Genomic DNA, 24,083 nt, shown 5'->3' with positions numbered 1-24,083 from the left:
TTAGCAGCATGTTACCGGATTGCCCCAAAAGATGGCGTACTAATAATATTGCAACATCTGGAAAGAAAAGTAATGCTGCCTACCGATTCCGCTCTGGTCCTGTTTAGCGGTGGACAAGACTCCACCACCTGCCTGGCCTGGGCGCTGAAAAACTATGCGCGCGTCGAGACCATCGGCTTCGACTACGGCCAGCGCCACGCCGTCGAGCTGACCGTGCGTCCGACCGTGATCGAGCGCCTGCGCGCCCACTCGCCCGAGTGGAACGCCAAGCTGGGCGAAGACCACATGATCGACCTGTCGCTGATTTCCGAAATCTCGCAGACCGCGATGACCCACGATATCGCCATCGAGACCCAGGCCAACGGCCTGCCGAACACCTTCGTCCCCGGCCGCAACCTGCTGTTCATGACGGTGGCCGCCACCGTGGCCTATCGCCGCGGCCTGACGGTGCTGGTGGGCGGCATGTGCGAGACCGATTTCTCCGGCTATCCGGACTGCCGCGACGACACCATGAAGGCGCTGCAGGTGGCGCTCAACCTCGGCATGGACACCCGCGTCAAGCTGGAAACGCCGCTCATGTGGCGCGACAAGAAGCAGACCTGGGAGCTGGCGCGGGAACTGGGCGGCCAGCCGCTGGTGGACCTGATCCGCGACGGCACCCACACCTGCTACCTGGGCGAGCGCGGCGCGCTGCACGATTGGGGTTATGGCTGCGGGACCTGTCCCGCCTGCGCGCTGCGCGCGCGCGGCTACCGGCAGTTCGTGGGCGCCGAGGTGTAGATGGCTCCCCACGCCCAGGCACGGCTGCGCCGGCTGCTGCAGGACCTGCTCTCGCCGGGCGTCCTGCCCGCGCTGGTGCTGTGCGGATGCCTGGGCGTGACCGCCGTCCTGTGGCAAGGCGCGCGCGCCGACGCCGAGCTGGACGCGCAAGCGGACTTCGATACCCGGGTGCGCGAGCTGGTCAACAATCTCGACCAGCGCATGCAAACCTATGTGCAGGTGCTGTACGGCACGCAGGGGTTGTTCGCCAGTTCGCAGGCGGTCGAGCGCGACGAGTTCCGCACCTACATCGCCGGCCAGGACCTGAACCTGCATTTCCCCGGCATCCACGGCGTCGGCTATATGCGCCTGGTCCATCGCGGCCAGATCGACGCCCTCAATGCGCTCGTGCGGCGCCAGGGCTATCCCGACTACCATGTGTTCCCGGCCGGCGAGCGCGACTGGTATTCGCCCATCGTCTACCTGGAGCCGTTCAACGACAGCAACCGCCGCGCGCTGGGCTTCGATCCCGCATCCGAACCGACCCGGCGCGCCGCGCTGGAGCTGGCGCGCGATTCCGGCCGGCCCGCCATGAGCGGCAGGATCCGGCTGGTGCAGGAAGCCGGCGAGGTGACGGAGCAGGCCGGCTTCCTGATCGTGCTGCCGGTGTATAACCAGCCGCAGCCGCTGCGCACGCTGGCCGAGCGGCGCGCCGCCATCGATGGCTGGGTCTACGCGCCGTTCCGCGTCGGCGACCTGATGGCGGGACTGGGCGGCCCGCGCGCCGCCGCGCTGGACGTGGAAATCTACGACGGCGACAGCATCGTGCCGGCGGCGCGCATCTACGACAGCGCACCCGGCGCGGGCGGCCTGCGCTCGACGCGGCAGCAGATCAGCATCGCCGGCCACCGCTGGACGCTGCGCATCGCCATGCTGCCCGGGGCGCCGGCGGCGCGCGCCGACAAGGCGCTGCAACTGGCCTGGTCGGGCGCCGCCCTCAGCGCGCTGCTGGCCTGCCTGACCTGGCTGCTGGCGCGCGGCCGGGTGCGCGCGCGCCAGGCGCTGGCCCGTTCCCGCACGCTGGCCGACGAGTTGAAGGATGGCCAGACCACGCTGATGGTGCTGGCCGACAGCGCCCAGCGCAGCCAGGCGGTGTTGCGCAGCATCCTCGATTCCACCATCGACGGCATCCTGGTCGACAACCTCAAGGGCTCGGTGCTGAACTCCAACCGCCGCTTCCGCGAGCTGTGGAACGTGCCCGAGTACCTGGACTGGCAGAGCGACGGCGCGGTGCTGATGACGCATATGTGCGCGCAGCTGCAGCATCCCGAATGCGGGCTGCGGCTGGACGAGCCGCCGCAGCTGGTCCTGCCCGGACTGCAGCGCGGCACGCCGCTGGCCGAGGAGCATGAAGTGCTGCACCTGAAGGACGGCCGCGTGATCGAGAAGCATACGCGCGGCCTGCAGCTGGGCAGCGAGCCGGCCCGGCTGTGGTCGTTCCGCGACATCACCGAGCGCACCCAGATCGAGCAGCGCGAGCAGACCCGGCGCCACGTGCTGGAACTGCTGGCCACCGGCGCGCCGCTGCAAACCATCCTGGAAAGCGTGGTGCAGGGTGTCGAGGCCGACAACGAGGAAATGTTGTGCAGCATCCTGCTGCTGGACGAGCAGGGCGACCACCTGCTGGTGGGCGCCGCGCCCAGCCTGCCGGCCTTCTTCAACGCCGCCGTGCACGGCAAGTCCATCCACAGCGGCCTGGGCGCCTGCGGCCAGGCGGTGATCACGCGCAGCCGCGTGATCGTCGAGGATATCCGCAGCGCGCCGTCGTGGGCCGAGTACCGCGACCTGGCCTTGCAGGCGCGGCTGGGGTCGTGCTGGTCCGATCCGATCTACGGCGCCAACGGCAATGTGCTGGGCACCTTCGCCATCTACCACCGCGACGCGCGCCGGCCGAGCCTGGCCAATATCGCGCTGATCGAGCAGGCCGCGCGGCTGGCCGGCATCGCCATCGAGCAGGCGCAGGCGGCCGTGGCGCTGCGCGCCGGCGAGGCGCGCTTCCGCAGCCTGTACGACCACGCGCCGGTGGCGCTGTGGGAGCAGGACTGGTCGGCCGTGCGCGCCGCGCTGGCCGAGCTGGAGCTGTCCGGCATCGAGGACCTGGCGCGCTACCTGCAGGCCAATCCGAGCCAGCTGCGCCGGCTGGCCTCGCTGGTGCGCATCCTCGACGTCAACGCCGCCGCGCTGGAGCAGGTCGGCGCGCCGCCGGGCCGCAAGGATCTCGCCGCGCTGAGCCTGGCGCAAAACTTCGACGCCGCCGCCATGCCGAATTTCGCGCTGGCGGTGACGGCGCTGGCGCAGGGCAGCCACTTCTTTGCCTGCGAGGGCAGCTTCGAGCGGCTCGACGGCGTGGCCCGCCTCAACGAACTGACCTTGCTGGTGATGCCGGGCCATACACACAGCCTGGACTTCGTCATCGTCTCGACCCTGGACATCACCGAACGGCGCCGCATGAACGACGAGCTGCGCGTGCTGGCCACCACCGATTTCCTGACCGGCCTGCCGAACCGGCGCGAGTTCATGGGCCGGCTGGCGGACGAGCAGGGCCGGCTGCAGCGCGACATCGGCGCCTGCGCCGCCGTGCTGCTGCTGGACATCGACCACTTCAAGCGCATCAACGACGAGCACGGCCACGCGGCCGGCGACGCCGTGCTGCGCCAGTTGGCCGAGCTGATGCGCGACGGCCAGCGCAAGATCGACATGCTGGGCCGCATCGGCGGCGAGGAGTTTGCGATTTTGCTGCCGGGGACCGAGCTCGATGCGGCGGCGGTGTTTGCCGAACGGCTGCGCCTGCGGGTGGCCGAGACGCCGATGCTGCTCGATGGCGGCGCCAGCCTGCATGTCACGGTGAGTATCGGCCTGGCGGCGATGGGCGGCAAGCATCCGGGCGGCGACGCGGCCCTGATACGGGCCGACCAGGCTTTGTATTGCGCCAAGCGCGGCGGCCGCAACCGGGTGGAACTGATGGATGTCGAGGCGGATCGGCCGGGAGTTCAGGTCCCGGCCGCTTCCGGTTGAAACTGGTCGTAACGTTTTAGACGGCGTGTTCCATCATGGCGCGCTCGCGCTGCTTGCGGGAGCGGGCCGAGAAGAACCAGTAGATGCCGATGGGGATCAGCAGCGGCAGCAGCAGGGGCGACACCGCCGCCACCACCAGCACGGCCGCCAGCGCCATGCCGCCCACCATCAGGATGCCGAGGCCGGCGAACAGCAGGCACAGGAAGATCGCCACGCAGACCACCACCACGCCGCCGATCAGCATGCCGGCGCCGCCGAACAGCACCGCCAGCACCGCGCCCAGCGGGCCGTCGATCTCGTCGCCGTCGATGTTGATGTTCAGGCTGTCACCGAAGATCGACTGCCACGCCATCACGGCCAGCAGGAAGATGAGGGCGGCGAGTATCAGTTTTTTAGCTTTGGTGTTCATGGCTTACCTCGGTCGGTGGTGGTTGTCGTTGTTCGTTTGCCGTTTGGCATGGTTGAACTGTACCGAGGCCGCCGCGCAGCGGCCAGCGGATTGCGACAGACCGGCTGATTTGCGGGATGGAATGACATTCAGCGGCGACGAGCGGCACGAAGCGGGGGCAATTGTTCCTTGATTTAAAGTTATCACGACCTATACTGATAACCTGACTTGCGCAGGGAGGGTTCTAACATGGCTTGGCTAGAAATGAGCGAGGGTCAATCGATATCCTCGGTATGCAACAGAAGCAAGCGCCAGCGTAGCGCTCAGCACCTTACTGGCGGGGGACAAAAGGGCCCGCCATCGGCGCCGCCTGCGATACCGCCTATCATCATTACGCCATTCAGCTACCAGATGCCGGAACCGGCCATCGATCCGCGTATCACGCCGCTGAAGCCGCCGATCACCGAACGTCGGCCTTGCATCACTTGTTAATGCCCGGTGAGCGCCGGAAAAAGCCCGCTGGATGGCGGGCTTTTGCGCTGTGCCGCACGCATTAAATGTCAATTAATCAATATTTCATCAGAACGCGTGGCGCATGCCCACCGCCATGCCCTTGAGCGTGGCGCCGGGCGGCGGCGTCAGGCTGTTGATGGCGAAATCCACCACGCCGTTGCGCTGGTTGGCCAAGTGCGTGTAATACGCAAACACGCTGGTGCGCCGGGAAAAACTGTAGTCGTAGCCGGCCGTGTAGTGGGTGGCGCCGGTGTCCGCGCCCTTGACGATATAGCCGATGCGCGTGCCGTCCGGCGCGCTGCCGCCGCCGTCGCCGGCGCGCGCCGCACCCAGCTTCAGCCCGTGCGGACCGATCTGATGCGTCAAGGAAAGATACGCGCCATGGCGCTCCAGCGTGCCGGCGGCGGTCTCGTACCGGAGACGCTCGGCGACCAGCGCCACGCGCGTGTCGCCGAAGCGGTAGGCCGCCGCCAGCTTGGCGCCGCTGTCGTTTAACCCCGCCCCCTGGTATTCGTGATGGCGCTCATAGCTGGCGGCCGCGTACCACGGTCCCTGCTCGTAGACGGCGGCGGCCGAGGTCAATGACGGCCGGGCGCCGCCGGCCGGCCGTTCCTCGTTCACGCCCTGTGCGACGCGCAACTGCAGGCCGCGCCACGGCGGCGTCCAGTAGTGCACGCTGTTTTGCTGGCGGCGGTCGAAGGACGCGGTATCGCTGGTGTTGCCGGCGGTGGCGGCGGCGCCGTTGCCCATGATGCTCATGTAGCCGGCGGTGGTCGGATACCAGGGATCGAGGCCGGCGGTGGCGCCGTTGTAGGGCGTGACCCAGTTGCCGGCGAACAGCGTGCCGGCCGCGCCTTCGAGGCCGATGCGGGTGTCGCGCGCGGCCGGGCTGCCGGCGCCGGTGTCGGGCGACAGCGTGCCTTCGACCTGGAAGATGGCCTTCAGGCCGCCGCCCAGGTCCTCGCTGCCGCGAAAGCCCAGCACCGAACGGTAGTTGCTCAGGCGTGTGACGCGGACATCGTCGCCGCGCAGGCTCTCCAGGCCGAGGTTCAGGCGGCCGTACACCTGGACATTGCCGCCGTCGGCTTGGGCGGCGCCGCAGGCGGCAAGGAGGGCGAGGCAGAGATTGCGCATGATTGCAGACTTTCTATTGTTGTTACGGTGCTTGCCGCTTATTATTCCACCCCGACCTTTTTTTCGACACGAGCCATAAGCATGAGTAACGACTACCCCGATCAGGATGAAGCCCAGGACGACGACGCACCGATCCAGGAGGCGCGCGTATGGCAGGGGAACGGCTGGACCGCGCGCGTCATCAAGAACGATGACGACGAAGGCTGGGCGGTGGCGATGATCAAGGATGGCGAGCCGGAACCGGCGCTGGTCGGGCCATGGACCATGGGCCGCGACAAGAAGAACCCGAAGCCGCTGGACGTCAACGCCTTCAACACGCTGGTCAAGACCGCCAACGAGGTGATCCGCCGCCACGAGCAGCAGCTGCACGCGCAGCTGCACAAGAACGTCTTCGTCAATACCGACGACGGCGGCCAGGTCAAGGTCAACCTGGACATCGTGCCGGACGAGGACGACGCCTACGCCACGCTGACCGCCTTCGACCAGTACGGCGAAGAGCTGGCGCAGGTGCGCGTGGCGCCGACCTTCAAGCTGAGCGTGGCCAGCGCGTCGGCGTGGATCGAGAACGGCTACAGGAAGCCGTAGTCAGCTTTCCCAAAAGCCGCGCCGCACGGCCAGCGTGACCGCATGGGTGCGGTCGCGGGCGCCGAGCTTGGCCAGGATGGTCTTCATGTGGGCCTTGACGGTGTCCTCCTTCAGGCCCAGGCGCTCGGCGGTGCGCTGGTTGCTATTGCCTTCCGCCACCACTTTCAGCACCTCGATTTCCCGCTTCGACAGCGTGTCGGCCGGCAGGTTGTAGGCGACGGCGCGCGCCATCTCCGCCGGAATGCGGCGCTCGCCGCCGTGCACGGCCAGCACATAGTCGATCAGCTCGGTCCGCGCCATGTTCTTCAGCAGGTAGCCGGCCGCGCCGGCCTTCAGCGCGCGCATCACCTGCATGTCGCCGCTGAAGGTGGTCAGGACGATGATGCGGGCCTGCGGCGCGATCGCCAGGATGGCGCCGATGGCCTCGATGCCGCCCAGGCCCGGCATCTGCAGGTCCATCAGCGTGATGTCCGGCCGCTGCTGGCGGAACAGCTCGACGGCCATGTCGCCGCTCTCGGCCTCGGCCACCAGCGCCACGCGCTCGCTGCAGGCCAGCACGGCGGCGATGCCGCTGCGCAGCAGGGGGTGATCGTCGGCGATCATCACGCGGATAACGCCCTCGTCCTTCTCCAGCATGTACGGCTCCCGATCCATTGTGCTTGATGAAACACCCATAGTAACCGATGCAGGCGGCGCTCCGGCCCTCTCCCTAAAGTCCCATACACACGATAGGGTGTATGGATGCGGCGGCCCAGCTTGTAGTCTGGGGATTTCTTTCACCAGGAGGATTTGTCCCATGAAACACTACTTCACATCCCTGTGCCGCGCGCTGTGCGCCGGCTTGCTGCTGCTGGGCGCCATGCAGGCGCAGGCGCAGGCGCCCGCCAGCAACTACGCCGAGGTCAACGGCGTGCGCCTGCACTACCTGTCGGCCGGCAAGGGCGATCCTGTGATCTTGCTGCATGGCTACACCCAGTCCAGCCATATGTGGCTGCCGCTGATCGCCGAGCTGGCCAAGGACCATCTGGTGATCGCGCCGGACCTGCGCGGTTTCGGCAAGTCGGGCACGCCGTCCGGTCCGTACACCAAGTCGGTGATGGCGCAGGACGTGCACGCGCTGGCGGCCAGCCTGGGCATCAAGTCGGCCAAGGTGGTCGGCCACGACATCGGCCTGATGGTGGCCTACGCCTACGCCGCGCAGTATCCTGCGGAAGTCGGCAAGATCGCGCTGCTGGATGCCTTCCTGCCGGGCGTGGGCAACTGGAAGGATGTCTGGCTGCTGCGCGACCTGTGGCATTTCCATTTCTACGGCGAGACGCCGCTGGCGCTGGTCAAGGGCCGCGAACGCACCTACTTCGAGCACTTCTGGAATGACTTCGCGGCCGACAAGACCAAGTCGCTGAGCGAGGCGGACCGCAAGTTCTACACCGCCGAATACGCCCGTCCCGACCATATGCGCGCCGGCTTCGAAGTGTTCCGCGCGTTTGAAAAGGACGCCGCCGAATTCGCCGTCTACGCCAAGACCCCGCTGCCGATGCCGATGCTGGTGCTGACCGGCGAAAAGGCCTCGGGCGATTTCCTGATCCAGCAGGGACGGCTGGCGGCCACCAACGTCGAAGGCGTCGTCATCAAGGGCAGCGGCCACTGGCTGATGGAAGAGGCGACCGCCCAGGTGGTGCCGAAGCTGGCCGCCTTCCTCAAGTAAGCGTCAGTCCGGCGCGCCGGACGGCCGGCGCCAGGACCAGCGCGGCGGCGCCTGCTGGTAGGCCAGGTCGGCCGCCAGCGTCAACTGCCATTCGGTGCCCGCGCCGGGCGTGCTGTGCAGCGCCAGTCTGGCCTTGATGCCGGCGGCGCGTTCGCGCATGCCCTGCATGCCCCAGTGGCCGCCGCGGCCGCCGGCCGCCAGCACGTCGGCCGGCACGCCGGCGCCGTCGTCGCGCACCACCAGCCGCAGCTCGCGGGCGCCGTAGCTCAGTTCCACCGTGATGTGTTGCGCGCCGCTGTGCTGCAGGGCGTTGGCCAGCGCCTCGCGCGCGATGGCCAGGATTTCCTCGCAGGCGATCGGATGCAGGCAGCGCGGCCCGCCGCTGGTCCGCACCTCGACCGGGACCGGCGCGGCGCCGGCGCCCTCCATGCCGGCCGCCAGCGCCGCCGCGACCGCCGTCAGGCGTCCCGCCAGGTCCTGGCCGGCGCTGCCGCTGGCGCGCAGGTCGCGCACCTTGTCGCGGCCTTCCTCCAGGATGTCGTCGGCGCGCTGCAGCGCCGTCTCCACCATCACCCGCACCGGCTCCTGGCGCGGCACGCGCAGCACGGCGGCCTGGATGTGCAGCATCATGCCTTGCACCGCCTGCAGCAGCGTGTCGTGCAGTTCGCGCGCGATGCGTTCGCGCTCGACGACCCGCTCGTCGAGCCGGGCGTGGATCTGGCGCGCCATCTGGCGCAGCCGCAGCCGGTACAGCGACCACAGCAGCATGGCGGCCGCCGCCGCGCACAGCAGCCGGAACCACAAGGTCTGGACCATGGTCGGTTCGATGCGGAAGGCCAGCTCGGCGCCGCTGTCGTTCCACACGCCGTCGTTGTTGCTGGCCTTGACGCGGAAGCGGTAGTCGCCGGCCCCCAGGTTGGTGTAGTAGGCGCTGCGCTGCGGGCCGCCGGTTTTCCAGTCGCTGTCGACGCCGTCGAGCCGGTAGGAGAACTGCATCCGTTCGGCCATGGTCAGGCTGAAGGCGGTGTAGTCGAGCTGCAGGTTCCGGGTGCCGGCGCGCAGCGCCATGCCCGGCTGCGGCGCCAGCGCCTGCCCCTCGGCGCGCAAGGCGGTGATGGCCACCGGCGGCGCCAGGCCGTTGCGCTCGATGTGCGCCGGATCGATCCAGTGCACGCTGCTGCTGGTGCTGAACCACAGCTTGCCGTCGGCGCCGCCCAGCATCGACGGCCGCGGCAGCAATTGCGCCGCCGTCCCGGCCAGGCCGTCCTGGAAATCCAGGCGCTCGTAGCGCACCCGGTGTTGCGGGTTGCGGTAGAACTGGTCGAGTTCGGCCGCGCTGATGCGGGCGATGCCCAGCGCGCCATGCACCCACAGGTCGCCGTTGGCGGTGTCGACGATGCCGGAGGCGCCGGCCAGCGCGTCGTCGTCGGTGGTGCGCAGCGGTACGAAGCGGGTGCCGTCGTAGCGGACCAGGCCGCGTTCGCCGCCGGCCCAGACCTGGCCGCCGCTGCTGCGGATGTCCAGCACCGCGCCCAGCCGCAGTTGCTGTTCGACGCCGAAGTGGCGCACCTTGCCGTTGTCTATCAGCGTGATCTTGTTGACGGCGTAGCCGAACCAGACGCGCCCGGCGTTGTCGGCGGTGATCACCATCGGTACGCTTTGCGGGCCGTCGGCATAGGGCGAGCCCTTGTGCCACTGGCCATCCTGGTAGCGGAAGATGCCCTTGATGCGGACCGACACCCACAGCGTGCCGCCGGGTTCGCGCGCGATGGCGAAGATGACGTTGCCCTCCGCTTCGGGCGGCAGGGGGAAGGGCTCCCATTTGCCGCCGACGCGGCGCAGCAGTTTACCGCGGTCGGCCATCCACACCGTGCCGCCGGGGTCGGTGTACAGGACGTCGACGAACTGCTCGCTCATGTGCGGCACCACGCTGGCGGCCAGCGAGGCGGTGTACGGCGCCGGCAGGTACAGGCCGTTGAGCCACAGGCCGCCGCTACCGTCGAGCGTCATGGCGCGCGCCTCGCCCTGGAACTTCGGCAGCTCCAGCGTGTGCAGCTTGTTGGGACGGAAGCGGTCGACGCCCTTGTCGGTGCCGATCCAGATGTTGCCTTCGCGATCCTGCAGCAGGCTGTTGACGGACGATCCGGAAAAGCCCTGCGCCGGCGTCAGCGCGCGCGTGACGTGGGCGCCGGCCGCGCCGCTGACCTGCTCGATGCCATCCTTGCCGGCGCGCCACATGGCGCCCAGGCGGTCGAACATGAAGTCGCCGCCGCTCGGGTCGCCTTCCGACCACCACTTTGGCGGCGCGCCGGACGCCGCGCCGTCCAGCAGGATCAGGCGATTGTCCGGGACGTCGAAATCCGAGGTCCACAGCGTGCCGTCGGGCGCCGGCACCAAGGGGCCGCGGCCGATGGCGCGCGCCAGCCGGCGAAACTTTTTCTCGCCGCGCGGCAGGTACCAGGCCCCGGCCGGCGTCCGCATCCACAGCGTGCCGCGCTGGTCCAGCAGGGCCGAGGTGATGTTCTCCGGCGGCTCCCAGCTGGCGGGCACGGCCTGCCAGCGCTGCTGCCCGGCTTCCATGAAGTACAGGCCGCGCGCGGTGCCGGCCCACATGCGTCCCTCCGCGTCCAGCGTCAGGTTCCAGACGGTGGTCATCGGCAGGCCCTGCTCCGGCCCGTAGTTGTGCAGCACGTTGTCCTTCCACAGGCTGGCCGTGCCGAGGCGGTAGCCGATCCACAGGCCGCCGTCGGGCAGCGCGGTCAGGGTCGAGATGTTGGACGAGGGCAGGCCGTCCGGTCCGGGAGAGAAGCGTTCGAAGCGCACGCCGTCAAAGCGGACCAGGCCGGTGGGCGAGGCCAGCCACAGCCAGCCGTCGCGGGTCTGCTCGATGGCGAGGATGAAGCCGGGCACGCCGTCCTTGGCGGTCCAGCTGGTGTGGTGCATATCGATCGCCGGCAGGGCGGCCTCGGCGGCCAGCACGGTGGGGGTGGGCACGCTGGCGCAGCAGATGGCCAGCAGCAGGCAGGAAAGTAGGGTTCGCATGTTGCCGAATGCTACACGAATGGCGGCCGTTGTCCGGCCTAAATTTTTGCCGGCGGCGGTTTCTGCGAGAAGCGCTGGCCCGGAAGGGGCATGACCTGCTAGTATTTCCCATGCGCATGTACCCACTATAGGAAACCTGATGGAAAGTCGTCTCTCCCGGCTGGAAGCCGTTCAAACCATGCTGCTCGAAATCGGCCAGAAATCGAGCAGCTGTACCGATATCAGCGAATTCCTGCAGGCCGTGCATGCGGCGCTGGGACGCATCATGTACGCGGCCAACTTCTTCGTGGCGCTGAGCGACCGCGACGGCGCCGCCAACAAGGTGCGCTTCGTGTATTTCGTCGACGAGGTGGACGAGGCGCCCGGCCGCGACGAGCTGTTCGAGCTGGCCGAGGGCGAGTCGCCGACGGCGACCGTGATCCTGAGCCGCAAGAGCATGGTGATGACGGCGGCCGAGCACGTCTCCAAGCGCGAGGACAACGCCGACTTCGGCATCGGCACCATCGCCGAGCACTGGATGGGCAGCCCGCTGCTGGACCAGAACCACCAGGCGCTGGGCGCCATCGTGATCCAGAGCTACGACAAGGAACACACCTTCAGCGAGGAAGACCATGCGTTGTTCGAGCTGATCGCCAACCACGTCTCCAGCGCGCTGCAAGGCTTGCAGAGCATGGACCGGCTGGAACGCGCGGTGCTGGAGCGCACCGCCCAGCTGCAGCACGAGGTGGCCGAGCGCCGCCGCGCCGAGAACATCCAGCGCGCGCTGTACGAGCTGGCCAACCTGTCGGCCACGGCCACCGGCGGCAGCCGCCTGAACATGCGGCTGCACCAGATCATCAGCGAGCTGGTGCCGGCGCAGAATTTCCTGATGGCGCTGTATCACGCCGACACCAAGGAAATCAGCATCCCGTACTTCGTCGATGAAAAGGACGAGCATGCGCCGGTCAAGCGCTTCGACTACGGCGTCGGCATGTCCTCGTACATCCTGCAGCGCAAGCAGGCCATGTTGCTGGACAAGGCGGGCTTCCAGGCGCTGGTCGACAGCGGCGAGATGGAGCATCCGCTGGGCAATGTCGACATCGCCAGCTGGATGGGCGCGCCGATGCTGCTGGGCGACCAGGCCTACGGCGTCATCATCGTGCAAAGCTACGACGACGCGGTGCTGTACTCGCAGGCCGACCTCGAGATCCTGGCCTTCATGGCCAGCCACGTCGCCGTGGCGATCGCGCGCATGCAGGCGGACCGCGAGATCCGCCGCGCCAAGGAAGCGCTGGAGGAGCAGAACGCGGCGCTGGAGAGCGCGCTGACCTCGCTCAAGGATGCGCAGGGCGAACTGGTGCGGCAGGAGAAGCTGGCTTCGCTGGGCCGGCTGGTGGCCGGCGTGGCGCACGAGATCAACACGCCGCTGGGCATTTGCGTGACGGCCACCAGCCACCTGGTGGAAGAGCTGAAGCTGACGCGCGAGGACATGGCGGCCGGCACGCTGGACGAGGACGGCTTGAACCAGTTCTTCGACATCATCGACCAGTCGCTGCGCATCATGACCACCAACACGCAGCGGGCGGCGGCGCTGGTGCGCAGCTTCAAGCAGGTGGCGGTGGACCAGTCGTCGGACGATATCCGCAGCTTCAACCTGCGCAAATACCTGGACGAGGTGCTGCTGTCGCTGCAGCCCAAGCTGAAGGGCAAGCCGGTCACCATCGACATCGATTGCGACCAGCACATCAACCTCGCCAGCTTCCCCGGCGCGGTCTCGCAGATCGTCACCAACATGGTGGTGAACTCGCTGGTGCACGGCTTCGAGGAAGGGCAGTCGGGCAAGATCAGGATCACCGGCAAGGTGGACGGCGACTTCGTCGAGTTCGACTACAGCGACGACGGCATCGGCATGGACAGCGCCACGCTGGCGCAGCTGTTCGATCCCTTCTTCACCACCAAGCGCGGCTCGGGCGGCAGCGGGCTGGGCGCGCACATCCTGTACAACCTGGTGACGGGCGCGCTGGGCGGCACCGTCAAGGTGGTCAGCGCGCCGGGCATGGGCCTGCACTACAAGCTGCGCTTCCCCAAGGTGCGCCGCAAGTAAGTATGGCATCCTCGGGGCGGGAACCAAATGGCGGGGCCTGGTGACTCAGGATAGGTCTTCATACATCCTATCCCATCAACAAGCCGATTGCCGACATGCCTATCCCTCATAACTTTACCGCACATGCGGTACCGGTCTTTCAACAGCCCGACGTGCCTGTCGACCCCTCTGCTTCACCGGTCGCCGACACGGCCAGGGAGGCGGTATCGCGTCCTTCAACACCGGCCACGCCGCCCCGCGTCATCCGGTCGGCGCTACAAAAATCACTCACCGAGCAGCTGCAGTCCCAGCGAAAGGCTGAGGCTGACGACGCCGGCTTGCCTGCGGAGCTGTGGTTGAAAGTCGCCGACCATGCCGCTGCATCGCCCAAATCCCTGGCTCAGCTCAGCAGCACAAGCAAGGCTTTTCGCGGATTGCTGGCAAACCACGTCAAACTGGCGTCGATCCTGGGCAATGCCGATAAGTTACGCGACGTGAGTCATTTCAAGGCATTGCTCACCGGGGAAGACAAGGCAGGGCAAGGCGTGACCTACTGCGTCCACGATCTCCAGACCGACGCGGAGAAAACGGAAGCGCTTGAGGTGCTGGGTTCCCATTTGATCAACCTGAGTCACGATTGGGCGCTGGTTGAAGCGATCGATGCATTCAATGAGGCGATGCAGAGTTACCAGGGACCGCGCTCCACGCTGCTGGACGAACTGGAAAAGGCCGGAAAAAAAGCCGTACTACCAGGGAAAATGACTCCCGACATGAAAGATATTCTCCAGATGAGGCAGACCGTACACTTTACGGAAATAATCGAGCGCGCCAAAAAAGGGGAGCCGTTGGAGGCGCTGATGAAGGAGTTTGGCATCGCCACTGATTCCGCCCAAAGATTCCTGGCGGCGGAAGCGCAAAAATAATCGGACTCAGGCCGTGCACTGGCGAATCGCGCTGAATTCGGCGCCGTGATGTCGATGGCTGGCGTCATGGCGCGTTCCTTGGTAAGTTGAGGCATGCTGTATCCTACGGTTGTCGGCATTGCCAGTGGTAGCGCCATCCTCGTAACCTGATGCCGGCTATCAAAGCCCGTCGCATTTCAGCCGCGTGTACGGGCTGCCGCCGCAGCGCGACGTGGAGCGGCTGCGAACGGCGGCGTGACGCCTTCCTCTGCCTTATTGCAGAGCAAACGCCGGCCGGATGGCAGTATCATTTTGTCAGCCGCGCCGCCACTTTCATTTTTGACGGGATTCTCATTTTGGGTAGTACTTTGACGAGCGGGGCCGGTCGCTTCGCCATGTGGCTCGCGCTCGTCACGGGTTCGCTGGCAGGCGTGTCCCACGGCGCCGCCATGCCGCCGCCGCTGCCTTCCTGGCAGCCCAGCCTGTATCACAAAGGCTGGACCAGGCGCGACGGTGCGCCGTCGGCCGTTTTTTCGATGACGCAGGATCGCTTCGGCAAGCTCTGGTTTACCTCCAACAGCGGCCTGTACGGCTTCGACGGCGTCAAGTTCGAGCGTACCGATGAGATCGACGGCAATAAGCTGTCGTCGCCCACGACGTCCGCCGTCACCGCCATCGGCGATGCGCTGTGGGTCGGCTACAGCTTCGGCGGACTCAGTGTGTTTCAGAACGGCGAGGTGCGTCACTATGGCGCGGCGCAAGGCTTGCCGGAGCACACTGTGTTTCAGGTAGGCGAGGCCAAGGATGGGACCATATGGGCGACCTGTGCCGAGGGACTCTACTGGAAGGATGGCGATGACTGGCGCAAGGTGCCGGCGTCGGATGGCTTGCCGGCCGCCGGCCTGTTCCGGTATTTCACCGTCTTGCGCGATGGTAGCCTGCTGGCATATCACCAGCAGGGCGTGTATCGCAACGCCGCCGGGACGCGGCGGTTCCGGCGGGTGCTGGCCCATCTGGATGTGGAAAACGGCATGCTGCGCCGGGATGGCAAGGTGCTGGTCTTCACTTCGCAACATCAAATGCTGCTGTTCGATCCAGACAACGGCCGCGCCGAGCCGCTGCCGCTGCCCAAGGGGAGCGCCACCCCCATCAATGTGACGCTGGACAGCCGCGACGCGATCTGGATCAACACTGAACAGGGCTTGCAATTGCTGGGGCCCGACCTGCGGCCGATACGGACCTTCCTGGCGCCCGACCGGCTCACCGGCAAGCTGGTCTACCTGGACTTGAGCGATCGCGAAGGCAATGTGTGGTTTGTCACCGAGAATGGCGTCGACCAGATCCGCGAAGCACGACTGGGCACGGTCGAACTGCCGCCGCGCATGATTGGTGGACTCAGCGTGGTGGCGGCGAAGGATGGCACCGTATGGATCGGCAATCACCCCACCACCGGCAATTACAACGACACCAGTTTCGGCCTGGCCGGCGATGGGCGCCGTATCGCCACCGATATGCAGGATGTCACCAGCACGCTGCGCGACCCGGATGGCAGCAGCTGGTTTGCCAGCGACCAGTTCCTGTGGCATCAGCAGGGGATGCGGCGGCGCCGGTGGCGCCTGCCGGCAGCGGTCGGCAGGGACCAGGCGCAAGCCATGGCCATGGGGCGCGACGGCAGGCTGTGGGTGGGGATGGCGCGTCACGGACTGTACACCTTCAAGGACGGTGTCTGGGTGGCCGGCGGCGGCGAACCGGCGCTGGTGGGACGACGTGCCGTTGCGCTGCATGCGGATGCGGCTGGCGGTATCTGGTTCGGCTACCCCGGCAATCGCGTCGAGGTGTTGAAAGATGGCTTGCTCAGGCGCTTCGGAGCCGATGCCGGTCTCGCGGTGGGCATCGTGAAAGTCATCTGCATGTCGGCCGGACGGCTGTGGATCGGCGGCGACCAGGGCATAGCTTATATGCAAGGACAACGGTTCATCAAGCTGGGTGGCGATGGCGGCGTGCCATTGGGCGGCATCACCGGCATGGTGATGACCGCGGGCGGCGAGTTGTGGTTGCATGGAAACGATGGCCTGATGCGGATCGGCGCGCCCCAGCTTGCCGCCGCCGTGCGACCTGGCGCGTCCGCGGTCCACCTTGAGCGCTTCGACTACCTGGATGGCCATGAGGGGCAGCCCAGTGCGATACGTCCGCTCAACAGTTTGGCGGAGGGCGCCGACGGACGGCTGTGGTACGCGACCAGCAGCAGCGTCGGCTGGATCGACCCGGCCCGCATAGCCCGCAATCCGCTGGCGCCGGCGCCACGGGTGACCGCGCTCAAGACCGACCGCGGCGCCTACCAGCTGCGCGACGGGCTGCGCTTGCCCGAGCACTCGGCCGATGTGCAGATCGATTTCACGGCGGCCGCCCTATCGATGCCGGAGCGGGTACGTTTCCGCTATCGCCTGATCGGCCTGGACGCGGGATGGCGCGAGGTCGGCGCGCGGCGCCAGGCTTTCTATACCAATCTCGGCCCCGGCGACTACCGCTTCGAGGTGATCGCGGCCAACGAGGATGGCGTGTGGAGCAAGGAGGCGGCGCACCTGGCTTTCCATATCGAACCATCCATCACCCAGACGCTCTGGTTCAAGCTGCTGTGCGTGGCGCTGGCGCTGGGTGCGTTGTATCTGCTGTATCTGCTGCGGGTGGCGCAGATCACCGCCCGCGTCGCCGAGCGCTCGCGCGGGCGGCTGCTGGAGCGCGAGCGCATCGCCCGCACCTTGCACGATACGTTCCTGCAGAGCGTGCAGGCGCTGATCATGCGCTTCGATCTGATCAGGAACACGCTGCCCGCCGGCGATCCGGCGCAGCAGCGGATCGACGCCGCGCTGGACATGGCGCAGATGGTGGTCGACGAAGGCCGCGAGCAGGTACTGGATCTGCGCGTCGGCGATATGCATCCCGGCGACTTGCGCGACGCGCTCGACGCGGTGGGGCGGGCCACGGGCGAGCAATACGGCCTGGCTTTTTCGCTGGCGCTGCAGGGCGCCGCGCGGCCGCTTTCAGCGGCGGTCAAGGCCGAGGTGCTGGCCATCGGCAAGGAAGCGATCTACAACGCCGCCCGCCATGGCGGCGGCGCCGACGTGATGGTCGAGCTGGCGTATTCGCCCGGTGAGTTCCGGATGACGGTCCGCGATCATGGACCGGGCCTGGACGCCAGCGTGCGGGAGACCGGGAAACGCCCCGGGCATTGGGGACTGGAGGGCATGCGCGAACGCGCGCAGCGGATCGGCGGCAAGCTGTCGATAGACAGTGCGCCGGGCGCCGGCGTCACCGTCTCGTTTGCGATCGCGGCCAGGCGGGCCTTCGGCTAGCGCCTGATGGCGGCGCAGAGTTTGGTTGCTGGAATGGTGACTCAACTCTGCGTTCGCGGTACGCTTACTTCTTGCTGATCTCGACTTCCCAATCGACGCCGGAATCGATCTTGTGTTTGGCGGCGTAGTTGCCCTGGCTGATGGCCACGGCCACTTCCAGCAGGCTGTTGAGGTAGACCAGCGGCTGGCCCTTCGCCACACCGCCGAAGGTATGCTCGAACGGCGCAACAACTTTATTCACCAGTTTTCCCTTGTGCAGGATGCGCACCTGCACCTTGTCGTGCAGGCCGATGTTCAGCTCGTTGAACAGCGGCTTCGGAATATTGGTCCAGACGTTGCCGTACTTGACGTCCAGCACCGGCACGATGCCCTTGATGACGTTGCCGCTGCGGACCGCCTTCTGGTAAGGGATCTTGACCACCGACTCGCTCGGCAGCAGCGGGCCGACCTGCTCGAAGCTGATCGCGCCCGACGCCAGGCGGGCGCCGACATAGGCGTACACGTCGCGGCCGTGGAAGGTGTAGGACTCGCCGGAGCCGGCCAGGCGGTTGACCTTCTCGTCGATCTCGCGCAGCTCGGCCACGCCGTCGCGCTCGGCGATCAGCGTGAACAGGCCGTTGTCTGGGCCGACGAAGTAGCGGCCTTCCTTGGTCTTCAGCACCACCGACTTGCGCTCGGTGCCCACGCCCGGATCGATGACCGAGACGAACACGCTGCCCTTCGGCCAGTAGTTGGCGGTCTGGTACAGGCGGTAGGCGCCGAGCCAGATGTCGTAGTCGGGGATGTTGTGCGTCAGGTCGGAAACCTGCAGCGCCGGATCGACGCCGAAGGCCACGCCGTGCATCGCGGAGACCGCGCCGTCGGAGGTGCCGAAGTCGGTCATCAGCACCAGCGCGTTCTTGTCGGCGGCACAGGCTTGCGCGGCCAGCAGCGTGCTGAGGCAGGCGGCTGCGAATAATCTCGTTACATGCTTCATGGTGTCCTTGTTGGTAGTGGGCGGGCTCAGAAAGTGTAGCGCAGGCGGCCGTAGAAATATGCGCCGTTGACGCCGATCGGATTAATAAAATTGTAGGGCAGCGCGCCGCCGTAGGTGGCGTTGTTGGTCTGCCGTACGCGCTGCGGGTAGCGGTCGAGGAGGTTGTCGGCGCCGGCGGCCAGCGTCAGCTGCCTGGTCAGCTTGTATTGCGCTTCCAGGTCCAGCGTCCAGACGGCGCCGAAGCGCTGCGCGTGCACGCCGTCGATGACTTCCGCTTCGTCGTCGTAGGAAAAGTCTTTCAGCGGGCCGAAGCGGGTGGCGCGGGCCAGCAGGCTCCAGCGCGCGGCTTGCCAGTCGGCGCTCAGCACCAGCTTGCTTTTCGGCGAGGCGTTGCGGATACGGAACAGGCTGGTGTCGGTCAGCAGCGTGAGGTCGGGATCGATCCTGGCCAGCGCGGCGGAACGCTGGCGCACGCCGTCGATGCGGGTCTGGTTCAGGTTCAGCGCCGCGTTCAGGTCCAGCTTGCCGCCGGCGAAGCCCAGGTCGTGGTTCAGCACCGCGTCGAGGCCGGTGGTGCCGGTGTCGAGCAGGTTGGCGAGGTAGGCCACCGACTGGATGTCGCTGCGGCCGGTGCCGGCCAGGTAGGCGGTGGCGGCGTCGCTTTGCAGGTCGCTGGTGCGGGTGATGCGGTCGCGGATCTTGATGCGGTAGGCGTCCAGCGTGAAGCTGGTGTTGCGTTCGGGACGCCACGCCAGGCCCAGCGACAGGTTGGTGGATTTCTCCGGCTTCAGCGCCTCGGCGCCGAAGGCGCGCGCCAGCGCATCGCTGGCCGGCAGCAGCGACGCCGTTTGCAGGCCGCTGCCGTCGCTGTTGAAGTTCAGCGTCGAGAAGCGGAAGCCGGTTTGCACCAGCGCCGGTGCGCGGAAGCTGTTGGACAGGGAGCCGCGCAGCAGGAAGCCGTCGCTCAGCTTGTAGCGCGCCGACAGCTTGCCGGTGCTGGCGTTGCCAAAGTCGCTGTAGTCGGCATAGCGGGCGGCGGCGCCCAGCAGCAGGCGGCTGGTGACGTCGCTTTCGATGTCGGCGTACAGCGAGCGGATCGAACGGCTGCCGTCGAACGCATCCTGCGGACGCAGGCCCGGACCGGCCTGGGCGCCCGGCGGGGCGTCGGTCACCGGGCCGGCCGCGTACGAGGCGGCGTCGCCCGGCGTGCTTCGATACGTCTCGCGGATGTATTCCGCGCCCAGCGCCAGGTTGACCGGCGCACCGATGCCGAGGTCCAGCGCGCGCGTGAGGTCGGCGTTGACCGCATTCTGGCGGAAATCGAAGGAGGCCAGGTGGAAGCTGGTCGGGCTTGGCGCGCCCAGCGAGGCGTTGAGCGAGTTGACCAGGTCGTAGCGGAAGAGGTTGCCGCCGTGGCGGGCGCCGAGGTCCCAGTTCCAGCCCGCGCCGGCCAGGCGCACGCCGGCCACCACGCTGGTGTCGGTCATGTCGCCCTGGGTGCTGGGCCGGTAGCCGTTCGGGTAGATCGCTTCCACATTGGATGGATCGCCCGGATAGCGGAAGTAGGCGCTGCCGTCGGACTTGCGCTGGTTGACGGTGGCGAACGAGTAGGCGTCGACGCCGGACGCCAGCGGCAGCATGGCGTTGTAGAACAGGTAGTTGTTGTGCGACTGTGAGTCGCCGGACTTGAAGACCACCTTGCCGTCCAGCGCCTGGTCGGCCGGCGTGAAGTTCCACGAGGTCCAGCCGGCGTCGCTGAAGCCGGCGCGCTGGGTCGGGTTGCGGCTGCGCGTTTCGGCGCCGAAGCGCAGGAAGCCGGCGTCGCCCAGCGGCACGCCGTAGTCGGCGCTGGCGATCCTGGTCTGGCCGTCGGTCTTGGTGTCGTCGGTCGGCTTGAAGTCGGTGTGGTTGGCGCCGTAGCTGACCGAGGCCGAGCCGCCTGTGCGGTTCTGCTTCAGCACGATGTTGATGACGCCGGCCACGGCGTCGCTGCCGTACTGGGCGCCGGCGCCGTCGCGCAGGATCTCGATGTGGTCGATGGCGCCCGGCGGGATCGCGTTGACGTCGACCGGCACCGTGCCGGCGTAGCTGCTTTCGGTGTCGAGCACGGCGCTGGCGTGGCGGCGCTTGCCGTTGATGAGCACCAGCACCTGGTCCGGCGCCAGGCCGCGCAGCTGCACGCCGCGCACCGAGTCCGAGGCGCCGCTCGATTCGATGCGCGGGAAGTTGATCGATGGCGACAGCGCCTGCAGGGCGGCGCCCACTTCGCCACTGGACAGGGCGTTCTCCACCTCGCGCTGGCCGAAGCGGTCGATCGGCACGGCGCTGTCGAACACGGTGCGGTTGCGCGCGCGCGAGCCGACCACGGTGACCTGGTCGATGGCGGCGGTGTCGCCTTCAGGCTGCGCTTGCTGTGCTTGCGCGGCCGGCAGCGAGGCCAGCATCAGCGCGCAGGCGATCACGCTGCGGCGCAGCGGCAAATCAGGTAGGGCGTGAGGCATCGTGCATTCCTTGCATGGTCCGGGGCGGACCATGATCTTACTGGCAAGGAATTCTCTCTAACAACGACCGATTGCGAATATGCTTATGAGGCGGTCAGTCCGGGAAGCGCTCGTTGATGGCGACGGCCTTGTCGATGTTCTTGATCAGCAGGTCGACGTAGACCGGGTCCAGGTGCTGGCCCGATACTTCGCGCAGGTGCTCGACCACCTTGCCGATCGGCCAGGCGTCCTTGTAGCAGCGCTTGTGCATCAGCGCGTCGAACACGTCGGCCACGGCGACGATGCGCGCGTACAGGTGGATGTCGTAGCCCTTCAAGCCTTGCGGATAGCCGCTGCCGTCGAATTTTTCGTGGTGCTGGTGGGCGATCACGGCGGCGGCCTTCAGGATCGGGCGCTGCGAGCCGTCGAGGATGGACAGGCCGACGGTCGGGTGCTGCTTCATGATTTCCCATTCGGCGGCGTCGAGCTTGCCCGGCTTGAGCAGCACCGCGTCCGGCGTGGCGATCTTGCCGATGTCGTGCATCGGCGCGGCGTGGCGCAGCACGGCCGTTTCATCGTCCGGCATGCCCGATTCCCGGGCCAGCAGGTAGCACACTTCCGACATGCGGCGCACGTGGTTGCCCGCTTCGTTGGAGCGCGACTCGACCACGTCGCCCAGGCGCAGGATCAGCTCGGCCTGGGTGTCGGTGATTTCCTGGGTCAGCAGGATGTTGTCGAAGGCGATGGCGACGCCGGAGCAGAACACTTCCAGCAGCTTGGTGTCGATCTCCGAGATTTCTTCCACGCCCTTGAGCACCAGCAGCGAAGCCTTGCCGCTGTTGTTGGGGAAGTAGCCGATGTAGGTGTCGCCTTCGACGCGCGAAATCTTGTTGCTCTTGGCGGCGTCGAGCTGGGCCATGACGTCGGGCGTCAGCAGGGAGCCGTCCTCGTCGCCGATCTGGGCCAGGATCTCATAATCGTTCTCGCCGCTGATGGCGGTGGCGCCGCGCAGGCGCAGCAGCATGCTGTGCTCCAGGCGCAGCAGCGCGACCACCTGCTGCAGCAGGCCGTTGGCGAAGTCTTTCAGGTTGCGTTGCTGGAAGATGTGGGCCGAGGCGGCGATCACCCGTTCCAGGCCTTCGCGGTAGTTCAGTTGCGCGCGGCGGGCTTCTTCCACCTTCATGATGTCGCGGTAGGCGCGCAGCGCGGCGAAGGTGGTGGTGAACAGCTTGGTACGGTCGAGCTCGGTCTTTTCCTTGTAGTCGTTGATGTCGTAGTTGACGATCACGCGCTCTTCGGGGGCCTGGCCGGGCTGGCCGGTGCGCAGCACGATGCGGGTGAACTGGTTGTCGAGGTCTTCGCGCATCCAGCGCGCCACTTCGAGGCCGCTGTCTTCCTTTTCCATCACCACGTCGAGGAACACCAGGGCGACATCGGTCTCGCGCGCCAGCACTTGCTTGGCTTCGGCGCCGCTGTAGGCGTGCACGAAGCTCAGCGCGCGGCCGTCGAGGCGGAAGCGGCTCAGCGTCAGTTTTGTGATGTCGTGGATGTCCGGCTCGTCGTCAACCAGCAGGACTTTCCAAGGTGCTAGCTTGGGCGAAGCAGAAGACAAAAAAGACATAAGGGCGAGTTCCGCAAAATGGCACTACTGAGTGAATTTTTTCGATTGTAGTCTTACACACAGCTATTAACAACAGGCAATAAAAATTCCTGCTGCTCTGCACAACACTCCCCGGTTTTTGCCGGGCTGATCTTTATTGTACGTCGCGATTCCAGGCGACGGCGCGGCGTTAGTCTTCTGTAACGCCGATATGCACTCACAACAATACTTCGTTTTTAGCAATATTGCTATCATTAAACAAAGATTTTTGTAAAATTGCCATACCGGCGTTGCCGGGCGGCTTCAGGGCGCGGGGGCGCTCAAGAGGCGGTCGTCGCCGGACCGCGGTGTGCCCCGGCCGTCGGTGTTGTTGGTGAGGATGTACAGCCGGCCGTCGGGGGCTGCCACGACATCGCGCAGGCGGCCGTATTGCCCGACGTAGAACTCGGTCGAGGTGGCGCTGGCCGACAGCGGCACCTTGCGCAGGCGCTCGCCGCGCAGGTTGGCGATGTAGAGGTTGCCGCCGCTGATGGCGATGCCGCTGGGGCTGGCATCGGCGGTCGGCCATTGCTGGAGCGGATCGATGTAGCTGGCGTTGCCCGCCTTGCCTTCCACCGCCGGCCAGCCGTAGTTGCCGCCAGCCCTGATGAGGTTCAGCTCGTCCCAGGTGTTCTCGCCGAACTCGGACGCGTACAGCGTGCCGTCGGCCGCCCACGCCAGGCCCTGCACATTGCGGTGGCCATAGCTGTACACGTAGGAGGCGCCGAAGGGATTGTCGGCCGGGATGCGTCCATCGGGCGTCATGCGCAGGATCTTGCCGGCCAGCGAGCCGAGATCCTGCGCGCGGCTGGAGGTTCCCGCGTCGCCGGTGGTCGCATACAGCATGCCGTCGGGGCCGAAGGCGATGCGTCCGCCGTTGTGGTTGCTGCGCGACGGAATGCCGCCGAGCAGAAACTGGGCGGCGCCCAGGCGCGCGTTCGCGCCCTGGCCGGTGAGCGGATAGCGTTCGATGCGGTTCTCGGCGCCGGCGGTAAAGTAGGCGTACAGGTAGCCGTCGCGGACGGCGATCCCCAGCAGGCCGCCTTCGCCGGCGCCGTTCACCCCGGCGATGGTGGCGATGCTGGTGAGGTTGCCATTCGCGCCCACCGCGAGGATGCGCGCCGAGCCGCGCTCGCTCACCAGCGGCGTCGTCCCATGAAAGGTGATGGACCAGGGCGCCTGCAGGCCGGTGGCCAGCACCGTCGGGCTGGCGGACGGCGTTGTCGGCGTTGCCGGCAGCGACGGCGTCGCGCCGCCGCCATCCCAAGCGCCGCCGCAGCCGGCGGGGCCGAAGACCAACACGGCGGCACAAACGGCCGCTGCCGAACCGGCTCCTTTCCACATGATAGCTCTCCCCGGAAAACTCGCTCGACCATTGCGGCATGGCTGCGCAAGTGTGCATTATCGGCCGCATCGGACGGCAAGCGCCGCACGGTAGGCAGGCATGTGCATAAAAAAACCCGCAAGGAG

Annotated in this window: 15 protein-coding genes; 7 read left to right on the top strand and 8 right to left on the bottom strand. The window is 67.0% G+C overall.

The features are described from left to right. The first annotated feature begins 72 nt into the window (after positions 1-72). Together queC and ACEN9F_RS16200 are read left to right on the top strand one after the other, a co-directional pair. Positions 73-780 carry a 7-cyano-7-deazaguanine synthase QueC gene (queC, locus tag ACEN9F_RS16205; protein WP_413421256.1) on the top strand — a complete coding sequence of 236 codons (708 nt, stop codon included), beginning with the start codon at positions 73-75 and terminating at the stop codon, positions 778-780. Beyond that, complete coding sequence (locus tag ACEN9F_RS16200) at positions 781-3,834, top strand: CHASE domain-containing protein (protein ID WP_413421254.1); 3,054 nt, start codon at positions 781-783, stop codon at positions 3,832-3,834. Positions 3,835-3,850: 16 nt separating this feature from the next. Here the strand turns inward: ACEN9F_RS16200 and ACEN9F_RS16195 are convergent, their stop codons facing one another. Then, positions 3,851-4,243: a hypothetical protein gene (locus ACEN9F_RS16195; protein WP_413421252.1), complete on the bottom strand. Its 393-nt coding sequence runs from the start codon at positions 4,241-4,243 to the stop codon at positions 3,851-3,853. Between the two features lie 558 nt (positions 4,244-4,801). Then, a complete protein-coding gene (locus ACEN9F_RS16190; RefSeq protein ID WP_413421250.1) occupies positions 4,802-5,869 on the bottom strand; it encodes a porin in 1,068 nt (355 codons plus the stop codon). Positions 5,870-5,950: 81 nt separating this feature from the next. On the opposite strand from ACEN9F_RS16190, the gene ACEN9F_RS16185 reads away from it, so the two are divergent. Further along, positions 5,951-6,454: a hypothetical protein gene (locus ACEN9F_RS16185; protein WP_413421248.1), complete on the top strand. Its 504-nt coding sequence runs from the start codon at positions 5,951-5,953 to the stop codon at positions 6,452-6,454. On the opposite strand, the gene ACEN9F_RS16180 is transcribed toward ACEN9F_RS16185, so the two are convergent. Continuing rightward, positions 6,455-7,090, bottom strand: a complete 636-nt coding sequence (locus tag ACEN9F_RS16180; RefSeq protein ID WP_413421246.1) for a response regulator transcription factor — start codon at positions 7,088-7,090, stop codon at positions 6,455-6,457. Between the two features lie 160 nt (positions 7,091-7,250). Between ACEN9F_RS16180 and ACEN9F_RS16175 the strand changes: the two genes are divergently transcribed. After that, the gene (locus ACEN9F_RS16175) at positions 7,251-8,159 is read left to right on the top strand and encodes an alpha/beta fold hydrolase (RefSeq protein ID WP_413421244.1); all 909 of its coding nucleotides are present in this window, start codon (positions 7,251-7,253) and stop codon (positions 8,157-8,159) included. A 3-nt stretch (positions 8,160-8,162) separates the two neighbouring features. Here the strand turns inward: ACEN9F_RS16175 and ACEN9F_RS16170 are convergent, their stop codons facing one another. Next, entirely contained in the window at positions 8,163-11,201 is a 3,039-nt protein-coding gene (locus tag ACEN9F_RS16170; protein WP_413421242.1) for a two-component regulator propeller domain-containing protein, read from the bottom strand. Positions 11,202-11,340: 139 nt separating this feature from the next. On the opposite strand from ACEN9F_RS16170, the gene ACEN9F_RS16165 reads away from it, so the two are divergent. From ACEN9F_RS16165 to ACEN9F_RS16155, 3 genes are all read left to right on the top strand, one after another. Beyond that, a complete protein-coding gene (locus ACEN9F_RS16165) occupies positions 11,341-13,284 on the top strand; it encodes a GAF domain-containing protein (protein ID WP_413421240.1) in 1,944 nt (647 codons plus the stop codon). Between the two features lie 95 nt (positions 13,285-13,379). After that, positions 13,380-14,186: a hypothetical protein gene (locus ACEN9F_RS16160; protein WP_413421238.1), complete on the top strand. Its 807-nt coding sequence runs from the start codon at positions 13,380-13,382 to the stop codon at positions 14,184-14,186. A 374-nt stretch (positions 14,187-14,560) separates the two neighbouring features. After that, the gene (locus ACEN9F_RS16155) at positions 14,561-17,518 is read left to right on the top strand and encodes a triple tyrosine motif-containing protein (RefSeq protein WP_413421236.1); all 2,958 of its coding nucleotides are present in this window, start codon (positions 14,561-14,563) and stop codon (positions 17,516-17,518) included. A 64-nt stretch (positions 17,519-17,582) separates the two neighbouring features. On the opposite strand, the gene ACEN9F_RS16150 is transcribed toward ACEN9F_RS16155, so the two are convergent. The 4 genes from ACEN9F_RS16150 to ACEN9F_RS16135 form a co-directional block, all read right to left on the bottom strand. After that, positions 17,583-18,494 carry an S-adenosyl-l-methionine hydroxide adenosyltransferase family protein gene (locus ACEN9F_RS16150; protein WP_413421235.1) on the bottom strand — a complete coding sequence of 304 codons (912 nt, stop codon included), beginning with the start codon at positions 18,492-18,494 and terminating at the stop codon, positions 17,583-17,585. Between the two features lie 26 nt (positions 18,495-18,520). Then, the gene (locus tag ACEN9F_RS16145; protein WP_413421233.1) at positions 18,521-20,995 is read right to left on the bottom strand and encodes a TonB-dependent receptor plug domain-containing protein; all 2,475 of its coding nucleotides are present in this window, start codon (positions 20,993-20,995) and stop codon (positions 18,521-18,523) included. A gap of 94 nt (positions 20,996-21,089) precedes the next feature. Further along, on the bottom strand, positions 21,090-22,595 hold the full coding sequence (locus ACEN9F_RS16140; protein WP_413421231.1) for a DUF3369 domain-containing protein: 1,506 nt from the start codon (positions 22,593-22,595) through the stop codon (positions 21,090-21,092). A gap of 282 nt (positions 22,596-22,877) precedes the next feature. Further along, positions 22,878-23,957: a PQQ-dependent sugar dehydrogenase gene (locus ACEN9F_RS16135; RefSeq protein ID WP_413421229.1), complete on the bottom strand. Its 1,080-nt coding sequence runs from the start codon at positions 23,955-23,957 to the stop codon at positions 22,878-22,880. Positions 23,958-24,083: the final 126 nt, after the last annotated feature.

Origin of the sequence: Duganella sp. CT11-25 (assembly GCF_047302815.1) — a bacterium.
GTDB lineage: Bacteria > Pseudomonadota > Gammaproteobacteria > Burkholderiales > Burkholderiaceae_D > Rugamonas.
Note: the sequence above shows the minus strand (reverse complement) of the source record. Positions and strands in the feature narration are given on the sequence as shown.